Origin of the sequence: Lysinibacillus sp. FSL K6-0102, from assembly GCF_038003545.1 — a bacterium.
Lineage (GTDB): Bacteria > Bacillota > Bacilli > Bacillales_A > Planococcaceae > Lysinibacillus > Lysinibacillus capsici.
Genome location: NZ_JBBOPH010000001.1, coordinates 1,532,653 through 1,556,281 on the forward strand (window position 1 = coordinate 1,532,653; position 23,629 = coordinate 1,556,281).

Genomic DNA, 23,629 nt, shown 5'->3' on the forward strand with positions numbered 1-23,629 from the left:
GAGAACGGAGGAAAATACATATGCAAAATGTGATCTTTGATGTGATGGATGAAACAGTAATGAAGGTAACAAAGCAAGTTAAGAACAGTAAGCCCGATAGTATGCTTCTATTAGCACCTATGTCAGGAAATTGCTCTCTACATGCTCCTAGTAAGACTGGAAAATATAAAGGGTATCATCGAATTAAAATGGAAGTTTGGATACCAGAAGATGCAATTAAAGGAGAAAATGTTCTAGATGATTTTAGTCTAATAACATTGTTGCGCCTACCTAAGTCAAGAGTACAACCACATTTAATACGTAGAGAAGGAGAATAGATATGAAATGTAATGTTAAAGATTGTTATTGGAACATGTGGCATCCTAAGTATGAATTATTTAAAGGCGAGGATTCAAAAATTTGTGTTAGTGAAAGTATGGATGATCATTTTGATGAAACAAATGAATTTATTTTAAAGCCAAATACAGAAAGTTGCAAAGGATACTTGTCATATATTGAGTTTTGTGGAACTGAAAAATAATAAATAATAGTACGATATCATTTAAAAGGAGTGAGATAGATATGGATAAGCCAACTTTAACTATAAAACCAATTAGACCAGTTACACCTAAGAAAGTACCAAAAGGAACAAAAATTATCGCATTAGATGAAAATAAAATTCTAATAAGTGAAGGTGATTGGCATCCTGAAGCAAGTACTGTAATTGACTTTGGAGCAAGATATGTTGATAGAACAGGAATTGATCGATATGGAAATGAAATATTCGGCAATCGTGGGTTCAAGTACAAAGACAAAGGTGTAAAATGGGACTTCTATAGTGAAATTAATTAAATAAAATACACGTATTATAAAAAAATGAGGAGGTTTAACTTGAATATTGAGTATCTAAAAGAGCAGTTAGACAACATCAGAACTTTTCGAGACACATATAATACATCCAATGATGAAGATAAATATTTACATAATGAATTATCTAAAGCGCTGAGAGTGATTAAGAGTAAAATTTGGAGTGAAGAATACGATAGGTACAATAAAAGTAGACTTAAATCTAAAATTATTGATGGTAAAGAAGTTATTATTCCAGAATTCATGAATGGTTTCAGCGAAGAATTTGAGTTTAAAATAATTGATAATGATTTATACTTAATCCCTTCCAGATATAAAGAAAGTAAAGATGGATCATTTAATCAATGGGGTTTTGTATACATAAAAGAAAGAGAAGATAAGCATACGAGACTTACTGTAAGTATGTTAGGTAAGGATAAATATGGTGATAGGATTTTTACAGAAGCAGAATATTTTAAAAAAGTAGAAAGTGATTTCAGGTAGTTGAGTAAAAATTATGGCAAGAATGATAGATTTCCAGAGAAGTTTAGGAAACAAGTTGAAACAATAATTGCTGAGTATAACAAGTTAGATGGAGTTAAAGATTTTAACCCACTTAAATAAATAAAATACATAAAAAAAGGAATGGTGTATAGTGCAATTTACTTTAACTGAAGATCAATACAATGAAATTAAAAAAGATATTTTAAGTAGTCAATTCGATTTTACATTTGAAAAGAATAAACTGAAGGCATACTTAGGTCAAGACTTATATAACTCCTTAAAGAAATCGAAAGCAATTATTGCGGGTGGAATGATTTCAAGCTTATTCACCAATAAGGATATCAATGATGTGGATGTATATTTCCGTGATTATAATTCACTCTACTTATTCGCTGAACAAACTTTATCAGGTAATCATGTAGTATCCCACACAAAGAAAGCTACGCAATTCATTAAGAAACATATAGATGAGCAGATTTTAGTACAGATTATTCACTACCGTACATATGAGAAAGTTGAAGAAATTTTTAATACTTATGATTTTACAGTTTGTATGGGTGCGTATGATTTTGAAGTTGAAGAATTCATTTTACATCCAGAGTTCCTTAAACATAATTCACAACGTATTTTACGGTTTAATTCAAATACAAGTTATCCATTAATTTCAGCTATTCGTACACAGAAGTATGAAAATAAAGGATATAAAATCTCAAAAGCAGAGTATTTCCGTGTTCTGATGACTTGTATGAAATTGAATATTACATCTTATGATGAGCTAAAAGAGCAGCTAGGTGATATGTATGGTGAATCTTATGATCGATTATTTGATGATGTAAAAGATGAAGAGTTTGATTTGCAACTAGTTATTGATCGAATCGCAAACTTCTCTAAATCAGAAAATTACTTTAAAGAATATCGTCCGATTGACTATAACATTGATGATATTTTAGATGATTTAGATAAAGGCGAAAGATTTACTATTACATTAAAAGATGGTAACAAATATCGAGTTATTAATGGTGAAGTATTAGGAGAGAATATGACTCTGAAAAAGAAACATCTGAACTTAATGTTGATGAGTTTTATAAAGGTGAAAAATTCTATAAATTTGTTAAAAAATCAAGAGAATCATTAGAAAGCTTTTATCGTTCATCATTTAAGTATGTAGTTGGAGAAGAAGCAAAGGCTGAAAAAGAATATAATAAAAATACATATGGTGGAGACGGTAAGTTATTCTTTAATCATAGAAATAAATTAAAAAGTTCATCTTATTATGGCAATAATGATAGTGTTTTAATTGAAGTAGAAATTAATGGGTCGGATGTAATTGACGACAATATGTGTGAAATCAAGGCTACAAAATGCAAAGTAGTTAGAGAAGTACCAGAAGCAGAATGGAAAGAGTGGCTTGGAAATACAGATGAAGAAGATAAATTTATCCTATTCTAATTAAATAATAATCTGCTTTTATAAAATAATAAATACATAAAATTAGGAGTGTTTTGATTGGAAAAACAAACGAATAAATTAAAACTAATCATGATTACAAGTAAAAGTAACAATTATATTTCTGATAACGTAAATAATGAAGGGTACTTTCACACCAAGATTTCAGATTTACTGTTTGATGGTCAAAAATTAGAACGTACTTATGATAAAAATTGGTTAAAAATTAATTCAATGCCTAAGAAAATAGAAAAAGTTAAACCTAAATCAAGAATTAATCAGCGTTATGAATTAAAAGAGGGTTATCCAGAGGGTGATTTAACTCCAAAAATCATAAGTTATTCTGATTTTGATGATAACTATGAGGAAGTACGTGGTCTATATACATATAAGTACGATGAGGTTGAAGAAGGTTTTGAAGATGTGGAATTCGAAGTAAATGTAATTGAGGAAGTAGATGGAGAATTTGAAATGAAACAACTTCAGTATACTCCTAAATACAACTTTTTAGATCAAATTCAAACTCATCCAAAATTATTACCTTTGAAACCATGTAAGCTAACACATGAACAATCGTATAAAATAATTCGTGATTTTGTTAAAAATAATATTGATTCCAAGTATGCAGTTATTACAAGTGACTACGATTTCTGTTTTACGGTTAAGAAGAAAATTGAATTGTATGAGCCACGACAGTATCGAGTAGACGTTAATTTAATGCATAAACGTAGAAAGCCTAAGTATGAAACCCGATATCAACGTAGCAGGGAGGTAACAGTTTTTGAAGTAGCACCTAAATCATACAATGATTATACAATTGTTACGCCATTTGAAGGCGACAGTTATGAAGAGTTGCTATCTAATATTGATACATATTTAAATGAACTTATTACAAAGATCAACGAACCATTAACTGAATGCGAATGTTGTAAAGGAACAGGAGTGATTTTTGATGACAACAATTAAACTACATAAGGATTATCTAAAAAATGAATTGGATTTACCGAGTAGTGCTGTACTTGATGAAATTACTGATACTTCTCGATGGAGTATTCATCATCGAATTATCTTTAAACATGAAGGTAAGTTTTATGAAACGTATTACAGTGAAGGTGCTACTGAAATGCAAGATGAACGTCCTTGGGAATATGAAGATGAGGTGGAATGTGATGAGGTTGAGTTAAAAGAAGTTAAAGTATTGAAGTGGGTTAAAGTTTAAATAAAATTTCAGTTTTATAAAAATACATAAAAAGAATGGAGAAATGAAGAATGGGAATGTATACTGAGTTAGTTTTATCAATTGAATTGAACGAAGATGTACCAAGTGAGGTTATCAATACATTAAAGTTTATGATGAATCGATACAGTGACGAAGATCACGTAACTCCTCCAGATCATAAATTATTTAAAGTTTCAAATCGATGGAGGTATATGTTAAATTCATGGAGTTATTATTTTGATGGATTTAGTAATAGTGCTTTACAATATGACTCAATTATCAATTCATATTTCTTAGTTATAAAATGTAATCTAAAAAATTATGAAAATGAAATTGAGCTATTCCTAGATTGGATTAAAGGCTATTCCAAAACAAGTGGTTTTGTTGGATATAGTCGATATGAAGAAGATACTGAACCTACATTAATTTATTTCTAAATAATAATCACATTTTATAAAAATTGGAGGAAGATAAATGCATAAATTTTATGATGACTTAAAGAGTTATATTCTTAATCAAGAACAGGAAACTAAGGAATTGCTGATTCCGTATTATGAAACATTGTTGCAGCTAGAATCATATTCAGAAATGAAAGATCTATTAAATCATTACAATGAAAAAGAATATCAAATTGATTATAATGATGCAGATACAGACGATCCTTATTCGAATGGATGGCTTGAAATTTATGAAATGCATAATCCTATTTCCTATACAATTGAATTAGATTTGGGAAATATGCAAGGAAATTATTGTCAATGTAATCCTGAAGACGAAGATTATATTTCAGACAAAGGTTGTTGTGGAATCCTTTGTGATGCAAGTTTACCAAAGGTATCTATCGTTAAAGAAGTAAAGATGTTAAATCATGAGTTTCAAGGTTATGAGCGTGATTTATGGGAATTAGAAGAGAAGTGGTTGACAGATTATGAAAAGGAGTTATTGTATAAGAAGAAGTTAGAAAAGGTAAGTAGCATAGAAAAAAGAATTGAACAACTACAAAAGGAATTAAACGCAGCTAAATCTGATTTAGAAAATTAAATAAATAAATACATAAAAATACTTGAAATAAAAAATGTTGGTGGTATAATAAGAATATAGTTAAGAAAGGGAGTGAGGACAATGGTCAGGCGTTTAACTTATGAAGATGAGCAGAAAATTTTAGACGAATTAGATTACTTAATTGAGCAGACAGAATTTAATCGTGAGGATGTTGTTTGGTGTAGTAAGATAATCAAAAAGCTGCTACTTGAATTACATTTTATGAAGAATGATATTATAAATAAAAATACATAAAGTAAGGTGATTAAATGGTTGAATCTCCATTAGAAAAAAATGAAGTCCAGATTACTTCGCAGCACAGGATCGCAGTAGATAAATTGAATTTTGCATTAATGAATAGGTATGAGAAGAAAATTTCTAGAGGTAAAAACACTGAAGGTAGTGGTGAATTTGCTTATAACAAACAAAATGCAAGTTACTTTGGAAACCTCAAAGCATTAGGTAAACGACTTATTGAAAAAGAATTTCTAGAAAATTTGAGTGAACAAGATTTAAACCAAGTAGAGGATCTAACAGAAGCAATTAATAAAGCTATTGTACATATTGATAAGGTGGCGAAAGAAGTGTCAGACCATCTTACTGAACATATCACTGTTGACCTAGGAGAATCTACAAAGGGTAGGGGGAGAAAGAAATCAACTGAAGACGGAGAAGAAAGTATAGATGAGGTTGATGCTGATTGACAAAGCGTTATGTTGGAATTGACCCATCATCAATGACAGGTTTCTTTATACAGGATGAAAAAGGTAAGATTGTAGTAGAAACTGAATTATTTTATACATACAAGAAAGACCCAGAAAGAATGATTTATATTGCTGAGGAGATAATTAAGAAATTAAACATAAAAACAGATATCATCTGTATTGAAAACTTCAGTTATAATTCATTAGGTCAAGGAATCGATTATCAATTTGGAGTAGGTTGGATTATAAGAGAGCATCTATATAATGCAGGATTCACTTATTATGACGTAGCCCCAAAAACATTAAAGAAATTTGCAACTGGAAATGGAAACTCTTCTAAAAAGACAATGGTAGCACCAATAGAAAGACGATGGGGATATAAACATCCAAGCGATAATGTTACAGATGCATTTATATTGTCAGAGATTGCTAAAGCCATTGATCAAGGTAATGAATATATTGGATTAAGAGAGTATGAGAAACAAGTAGTAAAAGTAGTTAAAAATAGTATTTTGAACAAAGAGCAATGGAAAGAAATTAAAACTCCTCCTTGGATGAATAAAAGGAGTAAGTATTACTTTAAACGTGAAGGTTTAGATGAAAATGATTGTTTTATTGAAGATAAGTAAGATATGATACATAAGCTAGTTAAACTATCGAGCCATGAACGATGTAAATAATTAAAATTTATTTATTGTTAGGTAATATTAAAATAACACATGTTCTCAACTCATCAAATGTTCTCATTAAAATCCTAATATTATTTAAACTTTAGTTAGGTACATTGTGATTGGTTCGATAATTAATAAACAAAATACATAATTGAAATGGAGAGATTTATTTATATGGTAAAACTGAATAACACTTTTGAATTTGTAGGGAACTTAAAGTTTATGAGCGAGCCTGTAAAAACTAACGAATATACTTCTGGTTGGACAAAGAAGGAATTAAAAGCAGTATTAAATGAGTCAACAAAAAATGGAGTATTTTTATCTTTAGAAGGTGGATATTACAAATCAGCAGGTAAACCTGATAAAGTTTTCTCATTCACTAAAGGAATGTTTGGAGAAAAAGGTAGTAAGTTAGAAGTTGCATGGGATGACCGTCATATTCCTACGATTGTAAATTCAGTAGCAGATTTCAGTAAAACAATTATTGATCTAACAACCGATGCTCAAGTTAAAGAAAAATATTACAAATTACGTGGAGACATTTGGACAATTGAAAATAATGAAAATGCAACTGATGAAGATAAGCTGAAATTAGAAGGATTATATTCAGAGTTGAAGTCAACAGCTCCACACCGTTATGAATTTATTCATGAACTAGATGCTTTGGAATTTTTAGAAAAACATTCAGAAAAATTAAATGGTAAAAAGTTTAAGATTAAAGGTGAAGTACAAGTATCGCATTGGAATGGTAAATTCTATACAAATTACGTACCGTCAATTATGGAGTTGGTAGATGAAGAAGTTCCTAATCAATTACTTGTAGATTTAGACTTATATTTTGGTAAAGATGTAATCAATGACACTCGTTTCAAAAAAGATAAAGTGAAAGTTTTTAATACATATATTTTAGCGTATGACTCAGGATATAAAAAAGACGTATTCTTCCCATTAACAACAGTGTTAAATGCAAAAGATTACGATTTAGAAGGTAATCCTAAACATAAAGCTCATGTTGAAATTGTTGAAAAGTTTTTCACGGTAAAAGGTAAAAAAGTATTCCGACTACCCTATTCTGCAAAAGTAATAAATGGATCTGAAGTTGGTGATTTCTCTGAAGCAAATCTAACAGAAGATCAAAAGCAGCTTATTGATATTGGTATGGCTACATTAAATGATTTTAAACCTAAAGGACAAACGTTTGGTGATAATGTAAATGAAATTCGATTATTGTTCCCAAAAATTAAGAATTTGGGAGAAAATGCAGACTTCACTAAAGGAGCAATTGAAACTAACTACGAACTATCTGCATTAGAATATAAAGCTATTGAACGAGGAAGTATGGTTTCAGATGTAAAAAATGAAGTGACTCAAGAGACAGAATCTAATCCATTTGATATCAACCCTGATGATTTGCCATTCTAATAATCAATAATTAAGTAAATAATAATTTGAGTAGGAGAAGTTCTTACTGAATCATATTAATATGAATAATAAAATAATGGAGGAATTAATTTATGGCATTACGTAAACCATCTACAAAAAAAATCGGTGTAAAAGTTTTAACAACAGGAAATACAGGTACTGGTAAATCATTATTTGGTCTATCATTCCCAAAGATTGCCGCATTAGATTCTGAAGCAGGTTTAGCTTTATATGAAGGAACTGAAGTGGGAGAAAACATTGTTGTAATTGATAACACTATGTCTGTTTCTGACTTAGAATCCACGTTTACTGAAATTGAAGAGATGTTAGAAGATGATCCAAATTCGATTGCAACATTAGTGATTGATTCTGAAACTAAATTCTATCAAAACTTACAACATTCATGCTTAGACGTTGAAGAAAGACGAGCCGTAAGTAAGGGTGGAGACGTTAATGATACTAACCTTTCAGTTCGTTCATGGGGGCGTATTAAGCAAGTCGCACAACGTCTACAAAACCTAAAAATTGACTTATCAGCTAAAGGAGTAAATATCATTTCGGTTTCTCAAGTTGAAGATGTTAAGAAAAAAGTAGGCGAAAACTTTGTTAAAATTGGTGAAAAACCAGTTATGCCGAAGAATTCTGAATATGATTACGATATCATTATTGATTTGTTTATTGAAAAAGATGAGAACGGGAACGAAGTATATAAAGGTGTAATTAAGAAAGACCGTACACGAGTTACTAAAGTTGGCGATGTATTTGAAAATCCTTCGTATGATATTTGGAAGAGTCATTTAGAGGGACGTAAAGATGCAGACACTATTTCATCTTCATTAACTAAAGATTTAGATAAAGACAAGAAAGCATTAGAACAAGAAGATCATGAAAAAGAGAACCCTATTGTTGGTGTAAACGTAGAGCGAAATAAAGAATTAGCTCGTGAAATCTTAGAAAAATCAAATAATACTACGGATGAAATTAAGAAGAAAGTTATTACATATATGACTGAAAATAAAGTGTCACTTAAAGCAGTTGATACTACATTGACTTCAGTTTATGAAGCTACATTAGCTCAATTTAAATAATACATAATTAAATATGGGGGGGGAGATTAATTTCTCCTCCTACATCTATAACAATGAGGTGTACATAATAATGGCTAGAAAAGTTAAATGCACGTACTGTAAAAAAGATGGGACGAATGAATCTTTCCATAAGGAAGTAATTAAAGGAAGGAATAAATACTTTTGTAATCAGATTGAATACGAATTATTTGAAATGAATGAGGCTAAAAAACAAACAGAGACAGAAGAAAGAAACAGTCTGATGAAATGGATCATGGACGAAATCTATAATTATGAAACAGGAATGGTATTCCCAAAAACTTTAAATGGAAGAGTATCAAAGCTTCTTAATTTCTATCCAGTATCAGTCGTAAAAGAGGCTTTCGTTAATAACTATGAGGTTCTTTCTTGGGCAATCAAGAATAAAGACTTCACCAGTGAATTTCATGCTACATGTTATGTAATGACAATAGTCGAAGGTAGCGTGAATGATATTTATTTAGAATTTAAAAGAAATCAGAAGCAAATTGATAGAGTAAGTGAGAAGAGTGTGGATGTTCAATTATTTGATGAAGTTTCAAATACTACAGTAATAAACAACACGAATAAAAAAGACATATCTCACTTCTTAGAAGATGATTTTTAAGGAGGAATGTTAGTGACAGTATTAAGTAATTATCCTAGTGAGTTAGTGGATACTAGAAAAATCATTGAGGCATCGTTTGTATTTTGCTTATGGAAAGATCCTGAATTGTTTGATGATTATTCAGAGTTTAATCCTAGTAAAGAATTATTACTTGATGATTCCAAGTTTTACTATTCTATTGCTCATAAAATGAAAGAGTTAGAGTATAAATCATTAGACAATGCGTCAGTTTTTACATATTTAAAAGACAATCCATTATTAGCTGAAGAATTTAGTTTAAAAGGTGGATTCAAGACTGTTGACAAGATGTGCAAGATTCTTAATTCAAATAACATTGAATCATACCATGATGCATTATCAAAAAGTAATATGTTGATTAGTTTATATGACAAAGGATTCAATGTACTAAGCGAGTTGGACAAATTTAAACAAATGACTACTTCGCAACTCTACGATTATTATGAATACCAATTAGATAATGTTTTCTTGGGTAGGGGGTCAGGCGTACAAATTGTAGACTTAGATATTAGTGATGACTTTATTGAGCGAAACAATTCAGGAGCAGGAAGAGGATTGAGTTATCATTCAACATCACCAATCATGAACTATCATACTATGGGTTTACATCGTTCTAATGTACAAATATTTGCAGGTTTTAGTGGTACAGGGAAGAGTAGTTATGTAGTTAATTCATACATGTTGCCTATTTTAGACAGTGGAGAAAAATTAACAATTATTGCAAATGAAATGAATATTGATGCATGGAGACATATCTTTCTTGCCACAGTTTTATCTCAAAAGTTAGGTTATTTTGGATTGACCAGAAAGAAACAAAAGTTAGGTTCATATACAGATGAACAATTACAAAAAATTAAAGAAGCTCAAAAATACATAGATGATCATTATAAAGGAAGAATTAAGTTTGTAAAAATATTTGACTATAGTGTAGATGACGTAAAGCGTATTGCTCGTAAGATGGCTAAAAGAGGATTTGGGTATATAGTTTACGATACTTTTAAATCAGAAAACGCTGCTTCGGATAAAGTCACTGGTGAATTAATAGAAGCATCAAAACAGCTACTTCAGGTAGCAGAGAAGGAAGATATCTGCATCATCATTACCATGCAATTAGCGATCTATATGGAAAATACACGTTATTTAACTGCTGCTACATTATCCAATGCAAAAGGAGTTAAGGAAGTTGTTTCTGAATTAATCCTGATGAGAAAATTATGGGATGACGAATATACTGGAGAAAAATTTGACGTTAAAGCATGGAAATACATAAAAGATGAAAACGGGAAAATTACAGGAAGTAAAGAGTACATTACTTTAGACAAAGAAAAAAGGTATCGTCTCATGTTTCTAGATAAAACACGAAATGATGAGGATGATATTTGTGTCATTTCAAGATTCGACGGTCAGTGGAATCAATGGAAGGAAATAGGGTACTGTAATCCAAAGCACCAGAATAGATAGGGTGTGACTAATTGAACATTTACGCATTAAAACAACAGATTATAGATAATGAAGAATTAATTGAATTAATACTTAATGATTCAGGATTTACTGATATTAATGGAGAATTCAATCAAGGGAATGAATATAGATGTTCTTGGGAAGAAGGAGGTAATCCTACTTCGGTTCGAGTTAACAAATCTACATTGTCATCTGATTGCTTTTCTAGAGGGATTAAAGGTGACATTATTACTTTAGTAAGTGAAAAATTGAACCTTTCCTTTACAAAAACAATAGATAGGTTGTCCAGATTAATAAATTTTGAAGACATTAACGAGGACATCACTTTACCATTCGATGGATTCTTTAATGAAATATTAAATTTAGTTGATGATAGTTTCGATGATCTTGAAACTTTTGACGAATCAATACTTGATGATTATTTAATTTTACCTTCTGAAAGGTTTTTGAAAGATGGGATAAGTTACGAAGTACAACAGAAATACAATGTAGGATATGATGTTACAACAGGTAGAATAATTGTTCCGTGGAGAAATTTAGAAGGTAAAATAGTTGGAATCATGGGTAGGTTAAATAAAGAAGAAATAGAAGAGTATGAAAATAAGTACCTACCAATCATCTCATTCCCTAAAAGTAAGACTATATTTGGATTTAGTGAGAATTACAGATCAATACAAGAACAAGAATTAGTTATTATAGTTGAGCCAGAAAAAGGAGTAATGAAGCTAGAGTCAATGGGAGTAAATGTTGGCTTAGGACTAGGAGGGAGTTCTCTTAGTACTTTTCAAGCAAATAATATTAAATCATTGTTCCCAAAAAGAATTATTGTTGGTCTTGATGAAGGATTATCCGAAGAAGTATCACGCAATATGGCTAAACAATTAAAAATTGATACCTTCTTTGAAAATGAAGTAGGATACATATATGATGCAGAAAATAAATACTTACCTAAAGGATCAAAAATGAGTCCGTCCGATTTACCATTGGAGAAGTTTAAAAAGTTAATAGTTGAATGCACTAGAAAGGTATAAGGGGCTGATTTTAATTAAGAAAATAAATAATGAAAAAGAAGAAGAATTAGTAAAACAATTACGAGAAGATGGGAAAACTGTTTATTCAATAAGTAGGATAAATACATTCAATGGTTGTAGTTTCGAGTATTACAATACATATATAAAAAAGAATCGTGGAATTAATAATTGCTATGGTGAAGTTGGTATTACAATTCATGAATACATTGAGAGTGTGTATCGTGAAAATATTAAAGATACATCTGATTTCACACAGAAGTTACATACAAAATTACTTGAGCTAGAAATTATGGATTTAGATTTTCCGAGTGAAACAATTAAGAATTCATTTGTGAAAGATATGGAACACTTCACTAAAAACTTCAATAAGTTAGATGGTAATTTTACACTAGAGAAGATGTTTGTAACAAAAATTGGCGAGTATTATTTAATGGGATATATTGATGCAATTCAAGAATTAGATGATACATTGAACATTGTAGATTGGAAAACTTCAAGTAAATTTACAGGATCAAAACTTCTCGAAGCAGGTAGGCAGCTAGTTATTTATAAATTAGGATTAGAAAACACATCAAATATCAATATTAATGAAATTAAATGGGCTATGCTCAAATACATAAATGTTTGTTGGAAATTAAAGAATGGCAATATCAAAAAGAAGATGGTCAATCGTGGTAAGTTAATTAAAGAAATGAAAACCACATTCGAAAAGGAAATGATCAAGTCAGGATTGGATGAATTAGAAATAGGATTAGCTTTAATGAATGCTGAAGCCAATAATTCATTTGATAATTTACCTAATGTTATTAAGGATAAATATTGGTTAGAGGATTGTTTCGTTGAATATAAAGCTACTGAAGAAGTAGTTAAAGAAGTAGAGGATTACGTAATCAATACAATTGAAGAAATTGAAAATAAAGATATACATAATGAAAGTGAATGGAAGCCTTTAGATTTTGATAAAGAAGGCACATTTTATTGTAATACATTATGCAGCCACAGAAAAACGTGCCCATTTATTAGAGAATATAATCAAAAGAATCCATACAAGAAAAGCTTTTAAGGAGGATTTAAATTGAGATATAACAACTATCATAAACATACTCATTATAGTAATGTGCATACTCCTGACTCTATTGCTAAAGTTGAAGACTATGCTAAACGAGCCATTGAATTGGGACATACATCATTGGCAACTACTGAACATGGATATGCAGGTAATATATTCGAATATTATGATGTTGCTAAGAAATATGGTTTAAAATTTGTATTTGGGATTGAGTATTATTATGTAAATGATCGTTTTGAAAAAGATAAAACTAATTCACATCTGATGGTATTAGCAAAGAATAAGCGTGGTATGAAGCAGATGTTGAAGATTATGTCTGAAGCAAGTAAAACAGGATATTACTATAAACCTCGTATTGATAAGGAACTGTTATTCTCATTAAATCCAGAAGATGTTGTAGTTACTTCAACTTGTGTAATTAGTTATATCAATAAGTATGATGATTATGAAAAAAACTTTGTTAAACCTTTGATGGAATATTTCGGAGAGAATTTTTACTTAGAGATTCATGATAATACTCACCCAATGCAAGTTGAATACAATAAAACAATATTAGAACTACATAATAAATATAAGATTCCGTTTATCCACGCAACAGACTCACACTATATTTACACAGAGGATGACAAATATCGTACAATTTTCTTAAATGGGAAAGGAATTTTTTATCCAGAAGAGGAAGGATTCATTTTAGATTATCCTGATTCGGATGCAATTTTTGAACGATACGAAGAGCAAGGAGTATTTACAAGAGAGCAAGTAGAAAGCTCTTTAAGGAATACTTGGATTATAGATGATTTTGAAGATATTGAAATGGATAAAGAAATAAAAATGCCATCTTTATATCCTGAATTATCTCATGAAGAAAAAGTTGAGAAATTAAAAAACGTCATTAATCATGAATGGATAAAAGATAGAGTACATATCGCTAATGAAGATTATCAGAAATACATAGAAGCAATTAGACTAGAGACATCAATTATCGAAGACACTAAAATGGAAGACTACTTTTTACTTAATTACGAGATTATAAAGAGAGCAAAAGAATTAGGTGGAGTATTGACTCGTACTGGTCGTGGTTCAGCGCCAAGTTTTTACGTAAATAAATTGTTAGGGTTTACTGAGATTGATCGACTAGAAGCACCTATTACGTTATATCCAACTCGTTTCATGAGTAAATCACGGATCATTGAATCTAAATCTTTACCAGATATCGATTTTAATACTGCCAATCCAAAACCATTTATTCAGGCTAGTCGTGAAATTTTAGGAGAGGATAATGTCTATTACATGACTGCTTATGGTACTATGCAAGCATCATCAGCATTTAGAAACCTATGTCGTTCTTATGGATATAATATGGATGAATATAATGAGATTGCTAAAGATTTAGATAGATATAAAAATCACGAAAAATGGAAAGATGTAATTGAAGAATCTCAACGTTTTATCGGAGTAATTGATTCAGTAGCACCTCACCCTTGCGCTAATATTCTCTTGAGTGAATCTGTATCGGAAGAGATAGGAGTAATTAAAGTAGGAGATGAACTATGTGTACTTATTGATTCAACTACTTCTGACACATGGAAATTCTTAAAGAATGATTATCTTTCAGTTACTGTATGGGACATTATTGCTGAAACTTATAAGATGCTAGAGCAACCAATTCCCAATATCCGTGAATTAAACAATTTAATGATGAACGATAGTAAGATGTGGGATTTATACGAAAAAGGTTTAACTGCAACACTAAATCAAGTTGGTACTGAAAGTGGTACGTCACAAGTAATGCAGTATAAACCTAAGTCTGTACGAGAGTTATCAGGTTTCGTAGCTGCAATTCGTCCGTCATTTGAAAGTATGAAGCATTTATTCCTTGATCGTAAAGAGTTTTCATATGGTATCCCAGAGTTTGATAAGATTCTTGAAACATCAGATAATTTTGTTTTGTATCAAGAGAATATAATGGAAACACTTGTGTATTCAGGGTTTAATGAAGATGAAACTTATTCATTATTAAAAGCAATTGCAAAAAAGAAAGAAGGTATCATTGAACCAATCTATGAGCGATTTATTAATGGATTTACAGAAAAAACAGGTAGTCAAGAAAACGCTCAAAAAGTATGGAAAATCATTGAAGATGCAGTTGCTTATGGGTTCAATAGCTCTCACTCGTTATCAGTTGCTTACGATTCACTATATGGAGCATATTTGAAGGCAAATTATCCTCTTGAATATTACGCAGTAGTTCTAAATATTTACGAAGACAATACAGAAATGACTGCTAGAATATATAAAGAATTATCTCATTTCAAAATTAAAGTCGTATCGCCTTTGTTTGGTAAGGCACGTGGTAAATATTCAGTAGATAAAGCGAATAATCAAATTGTAAAAGGTATGAAGTCAATCAAATTTGTGAATGATTTAGTATCTGAGCAGCTATATGAGTTAGCACAAAGAAAACAGTATGATAATTTCATTAATCTATTAGTTGATATTGCCAGTGAAACAAAAGTAAATACTCGACAACTAAACATATTAATTCGACTTGGATTCTTCAGAGAGTTCGGTAATTCAAAATACCTCGAATTACTGTCAGCTAAATTTGCTGAAAGATATAAGAAGTCTCATAAAGAAGATACTAAATTGAAGCGATTAGAAGAAATTCAACAATATGAAATAGAAATTAAAAACATTGAAGATTACCATATTAGCGAGAAAGTAGTATTTGAGAAGGAAGCATTAGGTTACTCACAAAGCACAGATAAAAAATATGATCTTTCATACGCAGTCGTAACAGAAGTTGATACTAAATATGCACCGTCAATTAAGTTGTATCTAGTTAATAATGGAATTGAGATGACCTTACGAGTACAAAAGAATATTTTCCTTGATGAAAATAAACAGACATTATTGAGCATTGGAGATATGATCAAAGTTACTCAAGTAGAGAAGAAACCTAAAATGCAAAAAGTTGAAGGCAAATGGCTGCCTACTGATATCATGCAGACATGGTTAACTTCATGGCAGAAAGTAGAGATTAATAAATAAAATACATAAAATATTTAAATAAAAATTAAATATTATTGAAAATGGAGGAGTTAAATATGACAGAACAAAGCGTAGGATTTAATTATCATGAGAAGGTTATTAATTCATATTGTAATCGAGCTTATCAAATTGCAAAATCTAAAGGTTGGCACGAAGAAAAAAGAGAAACAGGAACATTATTAGCATTAATTCATAGTGAGGTAAGTGAAGCATTAGAAGCAGATAGAAAAGGTGATCTTGAGAATTTCAAAGAGGAGTTAGCAGATATTGTAATTCGTGTATTTGATTTATGTGGAAGTCGAAATATTGATTTAGGTAAAGTCATTGAAGAGAAAATGCTTAAAAATGAAGGAAGAGAATATAAACATGGTGGTAAGAAATATTAAATAAAAGAAACCTATTATGAAAGGAGATTTGATTATGAATAGAGATTTATTGTATCACGTTAAATTTGATGCTAATTGTGATATAGAAGGTAGAGTGCTTTACGAAGGGGAACAGTATCCAGTATTCAAAAAGTCAAACGACTATATAATTCTATGTGCAGAGAATGGTGATTTTTGCTTCAGTAACGAATTGATGAAATCTGCAATTGAAGAATGGAATCTAGAAGTGGTTAATGTTTAAGTAATATTCATCTTTTATTAAAACAAATACATAAGATTTGGAGTGGTCATTTGTACGCAGTATGTAAAAATGGAAATTGTGCTCAAACCTACGCAGTAAAAGAAATAATTAAAGGTCGATCAGAAAAAGTATTTATGAAGGATATTAAAATTACAAACGGTTATCGTTGTGAAAAGTGCGGAGATATAGTGATTGATGTGAAAGGAAATGGTACTTTTTCGACTCTTCCAGATATCAGAAAGTTTATTACAGTTGAAGATTTAGAAAAACAAAAGAAGGAAGTTTATAAAAAAGCTAAACGCAAATTGAAGGAAGCTAAGAAAGAATTAAAACAAATTAAGAAAGAAGACTATTAAGATTTAATAAAACACGCATTTTAATGAAATAAATACAAATTAAATGGAGGAATTAATTTTATGAGTATTCAAATCATGGGTCAGAATTTAGATTTAGCATTTAAAGAACTGAATATTAAAGCTGTTAAAATGTATGAAACAAAAGGCGAAGAAGTTTTAGCTGAAATGCAAGTTTGGGAATTAGAAAAAGAAGAATACAATAAATTGAATTCAGTAAAAGGTAGTGACTGGAAAGATGATTACGGTTGGTGGCGCAATAACGGTTGTAATTGCGAAAATGATGAAAAGTTCCAATTCATTATAAACAATAATGTAATGATTGGATTTAAAAATGAACATAGTTGGTATCATAATGAAGATGAAATTAAAGAAGATCCTGATTTAAGTCCTCCAGAGTACAAAAACTTCTCTAGTTGGTTTACTGAGTACATAAGCTTGAGTAAATTAGACAATTATACTTATTTTGTACATAGTTTAGCGAAGATTAACGGATTTACTAAAGCTGAATTCTTACAGAAGTTCGAAGGGTAATTAATTATAAATCGAAGTCTGCATATAGTGTTTTAATTGATTTAATTAATAAATACTGCACTATATGTAGATGTAACTTTCAATAAAATCACACTATTATCTAAGGGGGATTATGCTGATGAATAGTAAAAGAGATAGATTCAGTATAGATGAATTAGTAAGTATAAGTGACATATCTAATAAATTACTAAGAGCTGCTGAGTTGCTAAAAGGAATAGATAGTGAATTATCTGCAAGTCTTAATGAAGGTTACTTACTTTTAAGTAAATTGAAAGGTGATGAGTGTAAAAATGGAGAAATAAAACAGTCACTGTATTGTCTACAAACTGGTAATTATTATGGTGACATCGGGGAGTACACTGGATATAAGGATTATCATGTTGGGGATATAATCAAATTTGATAGATATAAAAAGAACATAATAATTAAAAAGAATAATCAGTACTTCTTATATGGGTGGGTCGGGCGTTCATTGCAGAGTATGGAAAACGACAGTTCTATAGAGTTTGAGAGAATATTTAAACACAATGAGTACTTTAAGCGTGAATATAGTTATTGTCATCCCTTATCAATAAAGAACATTGTTTCATAAAAGATTAGTATTATTAAATACATAAAAAGGAGAATTAAAATGACGGAGATGAAATATTACGAATTCAATAAAAATGAGTATTACGCATTAATAAAGGCTAAAACTGCTCAAAAATCGATGGAGATTTATGTTGAAAATGTAGCAGGTGAAAGTGTGGAGCAAATCAAAAATGAAGGAACACCAGACCTTTTAAACAAGTATGACGCATTTGTTAAATATGGATTAGCTCCAAAAGAAGTAGACGAAAACTTCGAGGAAACTGTTAAAAATTTTGAAGAAGAGACAGAAGGATTGTTATTAATTGATGGTTCGCTATTGTAATTCAAATACATAATTGGAGTTGAGTCTTATGCAAGATGGGAAAACATTAACCGAACAGAATGTATGGGAACATTATAAAAAGGTGGAAGCAGAAAACTTTCACCTCAAGAAACAACTCGTAAATAAGAATAGACAAATTAAGCAGCTTAAACGTGTGATCAGTACTTGGAAAGTAAAGTTTGAAAAGCTTACTGAAAATCGTAAACCAAAATATAAAAATACAATTAGAAGAAAGTAGGATGATTAAATATTGTTGTCAGTTATATTATTAGTTTTAATTATTGCTTATGAGATTTTTAGAGCATTCAAGTTGGATGAATTTAAGTTAGTTCTAAATATGATAAAAAGCCTTAAAGGAAAAGAGAGGCACAGTCCAGAGATGGTTCAAGCAGGGCAACTATTTCTTAATAATAAAAGATTCATCATTTATATCTTGTTTGAATATGGATATCTAGTTGTATTAGGCATTTTATTCTTTACACAGTATTGGCTAGTTGCTTTGCTAATCACTATTCAAAGTCTGATAGTGTACTTTATTAACAAAAAGAAGAATGATTTTATTACATATACAGATTCAGCAATTACGATATTAATTATTGTATTAGGCTTAATGTTGATTTAATTAAAATGACAATATTATTGGAAAATTAGGAGGGTGGATTTTTATGAAGCGATGGTTATTGGTTGTATCAAATAAAGAAAATGATAAAAAGTATTTATGGGATCCAATTAAAGGTATGAATGTTGTACCATATGGTTATCGAAAAGTAACCCAAAGTATACCTTTAGATGAGTCCAAGTATGGTCACTTACCATTACTAACTTAAATAATATTTTGATTTTATAAAAGAAAATATAAAGGAGTGGATTATTTGAACGCAGAAGATGAAATTACAGCTACAGAGGCAGGTAGACGATTGTCTAAATTTGCAGAGAGTCTTGGTATTGATGAGAAAATATTTGATGAATGGAACAACTTAGATAATGTAAGTTTTACAATGGGATCAGGAAATGTATCTCGTACCAGAGGCACTAGTGGAGATGGATTTTTAAAAGGTAAGCAAATGAGTAAAGTGTTAGGAAAACGATAATGGTGATTAAATAATAGTTTGCTTTTACAAATTTTAAATAACAAATACAAAATGCGAATAGGGGAATGATTAATTATGATGCAAGAAAATGTTGAATTAAATAACAGTAACCATGTGTTGAGTGATAAAGTAAATGGAGACAAGATATATATCGTAACTGTATCAAAGACAGTACCTCATACTGCTAAAAGGAAAGTATTTGATGGAATCAAAGAAAGACTAAATGCGAATAACAAGATGCTGATGCTTGATGATAACTTTAAGTTAGAAATCATGAAAAAAGGCGACTTTCTTTACATTAAAGATTCAGTTAACAACCCCAGAGTTCTAAGTAAAATTGTATCCAACAGTGTCAAGAATGCTATCGAATGTGAACATAATTTAATTATGATTCCAGAAGGTTATGAAATAAAGTATTTTAAAGTTAAATAATAACCATATTTTACGAAAAGGAAATACTAGAAAGGACTGATCGTATGACAGTGATGACAATTTTAACTGCCGATGACTTGTCTCATGTAAAAGTAGAAATTAAGAATGTTTCAGTAAAGTATTATAAATATCATGAAAATATTCCTGAAGAACTCTATTCACGTTTTAAATCAGATTTACCTTCTAAGATTATCTTTGGTTCAGAAAATGTTTATACAAAGTCATTTACAAAGATACTATATGATAATGGATATGAATTATCGGAAAATGGGGATGTTCTTGTTATTAACAATGATGACATTTGTTATGCTACTTTAGAAAAAGAAGTTGAAAATATACTAGAGCAATTCACATTAGAAATTAATGATGAGTATGATGCTGAAACTATACAAAACGCATTATTGAAGAGTGGATATATCATTTCATCTAAAATTATCAACGGTGTAACGCACATTACAATTCATAACAAATTAGATTAATTATAAAAAATACATAAAATAAGAAAGTAGGGAAGTTTATTTCTGCAAGAGAATCGCACAATTATATAATTGTCATATGAGATTCGAATGAGATATGTTTGTGGATAATAAGCGAATAAATGAAGAAGTTTAATAAGTCTGTGACAGTTCCAACTATTATCGTATGCACCCTTGGTTGGGGAGTATTTGCATCTAAAGCTATACAAGAGAATCATAAGGAAGAGAGTAGTAATGTACATAAATACACTTCTGATGAATTTGAGAAAAGGTTAGCTGCTTACCGATTTATACCACCTTATGACAATATTAAAAAAGAATATGAACGCTTGAAAGAAGAGGAAAGAAAAAGGTTAGAAGAATTAGAGCGTCAACGTTTGGAAAGGTTAGAGAAAATTAGGTTAGTAAAAATTAAAGAAGCAAAAAAGATAGCTGAACAGAAACGAATTGAAGAGTTAAAGAAGCAACAACAAGAAGAAGTAATAAGTAGAGGAGATACTAACTCTACAGGAAATTGGATGACGTTTAATGCAAGCTATTACACAGCTTATTGTTCAGAAGGCTGTACGGGCGTAACAGCAACAGGATACGATGTGTCTAATACGATTTATTACAATGGATTAAGAATTATTGCAACCGATCCAAATGTAATTAAGTTGGGAACAATTGTGGAAGTTAAAACACCATACGAAACGTTCAAGGCAATTTCACTTGATACAGGTGGGGCTATTAAGAATCGCAAGGTAGATATTTTAGTTTCATCTACACAAGAAGCCATTAATTTAGGAAGACATAATATTCAAATCAAAGTATTAAAAATTCCAAAATAATACATAAAGAATTGAGTGGGGTAGTTATTCTACCTCAAGTCAGTTCTAAGGAAGGTGAATGACTATTGAAGTTTAGGAAAAGAATCCAATGGATTAAGAGGATTAGAAAACTAAAAGTTAAAGTAAAGGATTTATTATTCAAGAAACCATTTTATAAATACCTATATCGGCATATAAAGAATGAATTTACTGATAATAACAAAACAGCAATTAGGTATTACATGAACGCTAATACATTGCGCGATGAGTCATTTAAGTTTGAAATTGAACTATATCATAAAGCTTATTACACTTCATTTGATTTGAAGTATTTGGAACATATTTTCATATTCACAAAGGATCACATTGCACAAAAGATCAGTAAATACTCTGATTTACAGTTTATTTATGGCGAGGATGAACTTGGTCTGTATTTTGAAGTAAGTTACATTGATGATTATTAAAATTAATTAAATAAATACATAAATATTACTTGTAATTATTGAACCTGATGATATAATAAGATCATAAAACAAGTAAGGGAGATGAGAAGATGAAAATCAACGATTCAGTATTAGAATATTACGGATATAAATTCGTAAATTGCAAGATTCGTGAAGAGGAAGGAATTACTTTTGAAGAATACCTTAAACGAGAGTTAGGTGATTAATTTGACCAAAGACACTCTAAAAGAAGTCATTCAGTTCGAAAAGGATTTAGCATTTGTTAGAGACTTCTTAGATAATCTACCTAAAGAGGTTGAATATTTATCACAATTGGTTGATCAGAAACAACGTGAACAAGAAGACTTATTACATCATATTGAGTTTGAAACATTACCTGCCAATAAAGGCTATGAAGCCTATCGTAAATTACATATAGTTAGAAATGAACGTAGGAAAGCTAAGGATATGTTGGATGTCATGAAAAGTGCGAATGACAAGTTAAAACCTAAGCTTCCAAACATAAGTATTTTTAATAATACATTAGGTGAAGTAAGAGGAATTATTAATAAACAGAAGAATAGGAAATACAAGCCTAGAGAACTAACAGAGATAACATACGGAAATAATACATATACAAATACATAAGGATTGTGGTGATTAAAATAAATTATATTGTTGTAGGAACTGATTGTAGTGGCAAGACAAGCCTAGTTGAAATGCTTTCTGACATTACAGAGCTTAAAGTAGTGAAAGGATCAAGTTTCCAAGATTCAAAATGTACACAAGATGAATTGTTTAATAAGTTTTTAGAGTTTACTAAGATGGATAATGTAATATTTGATAGGTTTTCTTATTGTAATGAAGTGTATGCAGAGATGTATGATGACTTTGCAATGCTATCTGATGAGCAGCGCAGATTTATTGAACGAGAAATGAAAGATGAAGCAACAATTATTTACTTATATGCAGACGATGAAGTATTAGAGAATCGATTTAATTCTCGTGGTGATGATTATGTATCATTAGAGAAATTGAAATATGCTAAAGGTAAATATGAAGAAGCATTACATAAGGTTGAACATTTAGAAGTAGTAAAATTTGATACAGGTAAGATGACTACAAAAGAAATTGTGGAGCAGATATTACTTAATTATTAATAAATACATAAATTAAATTTAATGAAAGAGGTTTTGTAATGAAATTGTATACAAAAAATATTTGCCCAAAATGCATGTTGGCAAAAGTATGGATTAATGAATCTGGAAAGAAAGTAGATATTGTTAATTTAGATGAACATGAAGAGGTACGTAATGAACTAGTGACAAAAGGTTTTTCTTCAATGCCTATCTTAGAAGTGAATGATGTTTTTTACACTGATATTAAAGAAATTCAAGAAATTATTGAACAATGATTATTTACGCAAGTAGAACAGGTAATGTCAGATACATAGTAAGTAAACTGAATATACCATCATTCGAAATCAACGAAAGTTTAATAGTTAAGGAACCATACATAATATTCACATACACAGATAAGTTGGGGGAAGTTCCTGAAAAGGTAGATACCTTCCTTCAACTGAATCACGAATTTTGCAAAGGTGTAATAGCAAGTGGAAACAGTAACTTTGGAAAGAAAATGTTCTGTGAATCAGCACAAAAAATTAGTGATCAATATAATGTTCCAATAATACATAAGGTCGAATTAAGAGGATTTCAACATGATTACGATTTGATTGTTGAGAAATATAAAAAATTAATACAAGGTGAGTGATAA

The 23,629-nt window shown here is 30.0% G+C and carries 37 protein-coding genes and 1 pseudogene; all 38 read left to right on the top strand.

Annotated elements, in window-relative coordinates; translation table 11 throughout:
- Positions 1–20: 20 nt before the first annotated feature.
- Entirely contained in the window at positions 21–317 is a 297-nt protein-coding gene (locus NYE73_RS07505) for a hypothetical protein (RefSeq protein ID WP_340815358.1), read from the top strand.
- A 2-nt stretch (positions 318–319) separates the two neighbouring features.
- Positions 320–520, top strand: coding sequence for a hypothetical protein (locus NYE73_RS07510; RefSeq protein WP_340815359.1), 201 nt, complete (start codon positions 320–322; stop codon positions 518–520).
- A 41-nt stretch (positions 521–561) separates the two neighbouring features.
- A complete protein-coding gene (locus tag NYE73_RS07515) occupies positions 562–831 on the top strand; it encodes a hypothetical protein (RefSeq protein ID WP_340815360.1) in 270 nt (89 codons plus the stop codon).
- Positions 832–870: 39 nt separating this feature from the next.
- A complete protein-coding gene (locus tag NYE73_RS07520) occupies positions 871–1,329 on the top strand; it encodes a hypothetical protein (RefSeq protein WP_340815361.1) in 459 nt (152 codons plus the stop codon).
- A 151-nt stretch (positions 1,330–1,480) separates the two neighbouring features.
- Complete coding sequence (locus NYE73_RS07525) at positions 1,481–2,464, top strand: hypothetical protein (RefSeq protein ID WP_340815363.1); 984 nt, start codon at positions 1,481–1,483, stop codon at positions 2,462–2,464.
- Positions 2,356–2,664: pseudogene (locus NYE73_RS24690) on the top strand (hypothetical protein); the annotation flags it as partial. The gene NYE73_RS07525 and the pseudogene NYE73_RS24690, both read left to right, overlap by 109 nt.
- A gap of 171 nt (positions 2,665–2,835) precedes the next feature.
- The gene (locus NYE73_RS07530) at positions 2,836–3,741 is read left to right on the top strand and encodes a hypothetical protein (protein ID WP_340815365.1); all 906 of its coding nucleotides are present in this window, start codon (positions 2,836–2,838) and stop codon (positions 3,739–3,741) included.
- A complete protein-coding gene (locus NYE73_RS07535) occupies positions 3,728–3,994 on the top strand; it encodes a hypothetical protein (protein WP_340815366.1) in 267 nt (88 codons plus the stop codon). The genes NYE73_RS07530 and NYE73_RS07535 overlap by 14 nt, the downstream gene beginning before the upstream one ends.
- Positions 3,995–4,044: 50 nt before the next feature.
- Positions 4,045–4,431 (top strand): hypothetical protein, encoded by a 387-nt coding sequence (locus NYE73_RS07540; protein ID WP_340815367.1) that lies wholly within the window; start codon positions 4,045–4,047, stop codon positions 4,429–4,431.
- A 37-nt stretch (positions 4,432–4,468) separates the two neighbouring features.
- Positions 4,469–5,035 (top strand): hypothetical protein, encoded by a 567-nt coding sequence (locus NYE73_RS07545; RefSeq protein ID WP_340815368.1) that lies wholly within the window; start codon positions 4,469–4,471, stop codon positions 5,033–5,035.
- Between the two features lie 81 nt (positions 5,036–5,116).
- Entirely contained in the window at positions 5,117–5,290 is a 174-nt protein-coding gene (locus tag NYE73_RS07550) for a hypothetical protein (protein ID WP_340815369.1), read from the top strand.
- A gap of 14 nt (positions 5,291–5,304) precedes the next feature.
- Positions 5,305–5,739 carry a hypothetical protein gene (locus NYE73_RS07555; protein ID WP_340815370.1) on the top strand — a complete coding sequence of 145 codons (435 nt, stop codon included), beginning with the start codon at positions 5,305–5,307 and terminating at the stop codon, positions 5,737–5,739.
- Positions 5,736–6,368, top strand: a complete 633-nt coding sequence (locus NYE73_RS07560; RefSeq protein WP_340815371.1) for a hypothetical protein — start codon at positions 5,736–5,738, stop codon at positions 6,366–6,368. The genes NYE73_RS07555 and NYE73_RS07560 overlap by 4 nt, the downstream gene beginning before the upstream one ends.
- Positions 6,369–6,584: 216 nt before the next feature.
- Positions 6,585–7,832, top strand: a complete 1,248-nt coding sequence (locus tag NYE73_RS07565) for a hypothetical protein (RefSeq protein ID WP_340815373.1) — start codon at positions 6,585–6,587, stop codon at positions 7,830–7,832.
- 92 nt (positions 7,833–7,924) lie between these two features.
- On the top strand, positions 7,925–8,920 hold the full coding sequence (locus NYE73_RS07570) for an AAA family ATPase (RefSeq protein ID WP_340815374.1): 996 nt from the start codon (positions 7,925–7,927) through the stop codon (positions 8,918–8,920).
- Between the two features lie 70 nt (positions 8,921–8,990).
- Positions 8,991–9,545, top strand: coding sequence for a hypothetical protein (locus tag NYE73_RS07575; protein ID WP_340815376.1), 555 nt, complete (start codon positions 8,991–8,993; stop codon positions 9,543–9,545).
- Between the two features lie 6 nt (positions 9,546–9,551).
- Positions 9,552–11,024 (top strand): DnaB-like helicase C-terminal domain-containing protein, encoded by a 1,473-nt coding sequence (locus tag NYE73_RS07580; protein WP_445668866.1) that lies wholly within the window; start codon positions 9,552–9,554, stop codon positions 11,022–11,024.
- 11 nt (positions 11,025–11,035) lie between these two features.
- On the top strand, positions 11,036–12,055 hold the full coding sequence (locus tag NYE73_RS07585) for a hypothetical protein (RefSeq protein WP_340815380.1): 1,020 nt from the start codon (positions 11,036–11,038) through the stop codon (positions 12,053–12,055).
- Entirely contained in the window at positions 12,033–13,118 is a 1,086-nt protein-coding gene (locus NYE73_RS07590) for a PD-(D/E)XK nuclease family protein (protein WP_340815381.1), read from the top strand. The genes NYE73_RS07585 and NYE73_RS07590 overlap by 23 nt, the downstream gene beginning before the upstream one ends.
- A 12-nt stretch (positions 13,119–13,130) precedes the next feature.
- Positions 13,131–16,175 carry a PHP domain-containing protein gene (locus tag NYE73_RS07595; protein ID WP_340815383.1) on the top strand — a complete coding sequence of 1,015 codons (3,045 nt, stop codon included), beginning with the start codon at positions 13,131–13,133 and terminating at the stop codon, positions 16,173–16,175.
- Positions 16,176–16,231: 56 nt separating this feature from the next.
- Positions 16,232–16,561 (top strand): MazG nucleotide pyrophosphohydrolase domain-containing protein, encoded by a 330-nt coding sequence (locus NYE73_RS07600; RefSeq protein ID WP_340815384.1) that lies wholly within the window; start codon positions 16,232–16,234, stop codon positions 16,559–16,561.
- Positions 16,562–16,595: 34 nt separating this feature from the next.
- The gene (locus tag NYE73_RS07605) at positions 16,596–16,802 is read left to right on the top strand and encodes a hypothetical protein (RefSeq protein WP_340815385.1); all 207 of its coding nucleotides are present in this window, start codon (positions 16,596–16,598) and stop codon (positions 16,800–16,802) included.
- Positions 16,803–16,852: 50 nt separating this feature from the next.
- Positions 16,853–17,158, top strand: a complete 306-nt coding sequence (locus NYE73_RS07610; RefSeq protein WP_340815386.1) for a hypothetical protein — start codon at positions 16,853–16,855, stop codon at positions 17,156–17,158.
- A gap of 60 nt (positions 17,159–17,218) precedes the next feature.
- Positions 17,219–17,689 (top strand): hypothetical protein, encoded by a 471-nt coding sequence (locus tag NYE73_RS07615; RefSeq protein WP_340815388.1) that lies wholly within the window; start codon positions 17,219–17,221, stop codon positions 17,687–17,689.
- A gap of 118 nt (positions 17,690–17,807) precedes the next feature.
- Positions 17,808–18,281, top strand: coding sequence for a hypothetical protein (locus NYE73_RS07620; RefSeq protein ID WP_340815389.1), 474 nt, complete (start codon positions 17,808–17,810; stop codon positions 18,279–18,281).
- A 39-nt stretch (positions 18,282–18,320) separates the two neighbouring features.
- Positions 18,321–18,602: a hypothetical protein gene (locus NYE73_RS07625; protein ID WP_340815391.1), complete on the top strand. Its 282-nt coding sequence runs from the start codon at positions 18,321–18,323 to the stop codon at positions 18,600–18,602.
- Positions 18,603–18,630: 28 nt separating this feature from the next.
- A complete protein-coding gene (locus NYE73_RS07630; protein WP_301254291.1) occupies positions 18,631–18,840 on the top strand; it encodes a hypothetical protein in 210 nt (69 codons plus the stop codon).
- Between the two features lie 141 nt (positions 18,841–18,981).
- Positions 18,982–19,224 (top strand): hypothetical protein, encoded by a 243-nt coding sequence (locus tag NYE73_RS07635; RefSeq protein ID WP_340815393.1) that lies wholly within the window; start codon positions 18,982–18,984, stop codon positions 19,222–19,224.
- Positions 19,225–19,267: 43 nt separating this feature from the next.
- Positions 19,268–19,429, top strand: coding sequence for a hypothetical protein (locus tag NYE73_RS07640; RefSeq protein ID WP_340815394.1), 162 nt, complete (start codon positions 19,268–19,270; stop codon positions 19,427–19,429).
- A 45-nt stretch (positions 19,430–19,474) separates the two neighbouring features.
- Positions 19,475–19,693, top strand: a complete 219-nt coding sequence (locus NYE73_RS07645; protein ID WP_340815395.1) for a hypothetical protein — start codon at positions 19,475–19,477, stop codon at positions 19,691–19,693.
- A 75-nt stretch (positions 19,694–19,768) separates the two neighbouring features.
- Positions 19,769–20,125 carry a hypothetical protein gene (locus NYE73_RS07650; RefSeq protein ID WP_340815396.1) on the top strand — a complete coding sequence of 119 codons (357 nt, stop codon included), beginning with the start codon at positions 19,769–19,771 and terminating at the stop codon, positions 20,123–20,125.
- A gap of 44 nt (positions 20,126–20,169) precedes the next feature.
- Entirely contained in the window at positions 20,170–20,604 is a 435-nt protein-coding gene (locus NYE73_RS07655; protein ID WP_340815398.1) for a hypothetical protein, read from the top strand.
- A 119-nt stretch (positions 20,605–20,723) separates the two neighbouring features.
- Entirely contained in the window at positions 20,724–21,431 is a 708-nt protein-coding gene (locus NYE73_RS07660) for a 3D domain-containing protein (protein WP_340815399.1), read from the top strand.
- A 221-nt stretch (positions 21,432–21,652) separates the two neighbouring features.
- Entirely contained in the window at positions 21,653–21,874 is a 222-nt protein-coding gene (locus NYE73_RS07665) for a hypothetical protein (RefSeq protein WP_340815401.1), read from the top strand.
- Between the two features lie 207 nt (positions 21,875–22,081).
- Positions 22,082–22,501 carry a hypothetical protein gene (locus NYE73_RS07670; RefSeq protein ID WP_281114966.1) on the top strand — a complete coding sequence of 140 codons (420 nt, stop codon included), beginning with the start codon at positions 22,082–22,084 and terminating at the stop codon, positions 22,499–22,501.
- Between the two features lie 176 nt (positions 22,502–22,677).
- The gene (locus NYE73_RS07675) at positions 22,678–23,013 is read left to right on the top strand and encodes a hypothetical protein (protein WP_340815402.1); all 336 of its coding nucleotides are present in this window, start codon (positions 22,678–22,680) and stop codon (positions 23,011–23,013) included.
- A gap of 38 nt (positions 23,014–23,051) precedes the next feature.
- Complete coding sequence (locus tag NYE73_RS07680; RefSeq protein WP_281114967.1) at positions 23,052–23,267, top strand: glutaredoxin; 216 nt, start codon at positions 23,052–23,054, stop codon at positions 23,265–23,267.
- Complete coding sequence (gene nrdI, locus NYE73_RS07685; RefSeq protein WP_281114968.1) at positions 23,264–23,626, top strand: class Ib ribonucleoside-diphosphate reductase assembly flavoprotein NrdI; 363 nt, start codon at positions 23,264–23,266, stop codon at positions 23,624–23,626. The genes NYE73_RS07680 and nrdI overlap by 4 nt, the downstream gene beginning before the upstream one ends.
- The last annotated feature ends 3 nt before the right edge of the window (positions 23,627–23,629 follow it).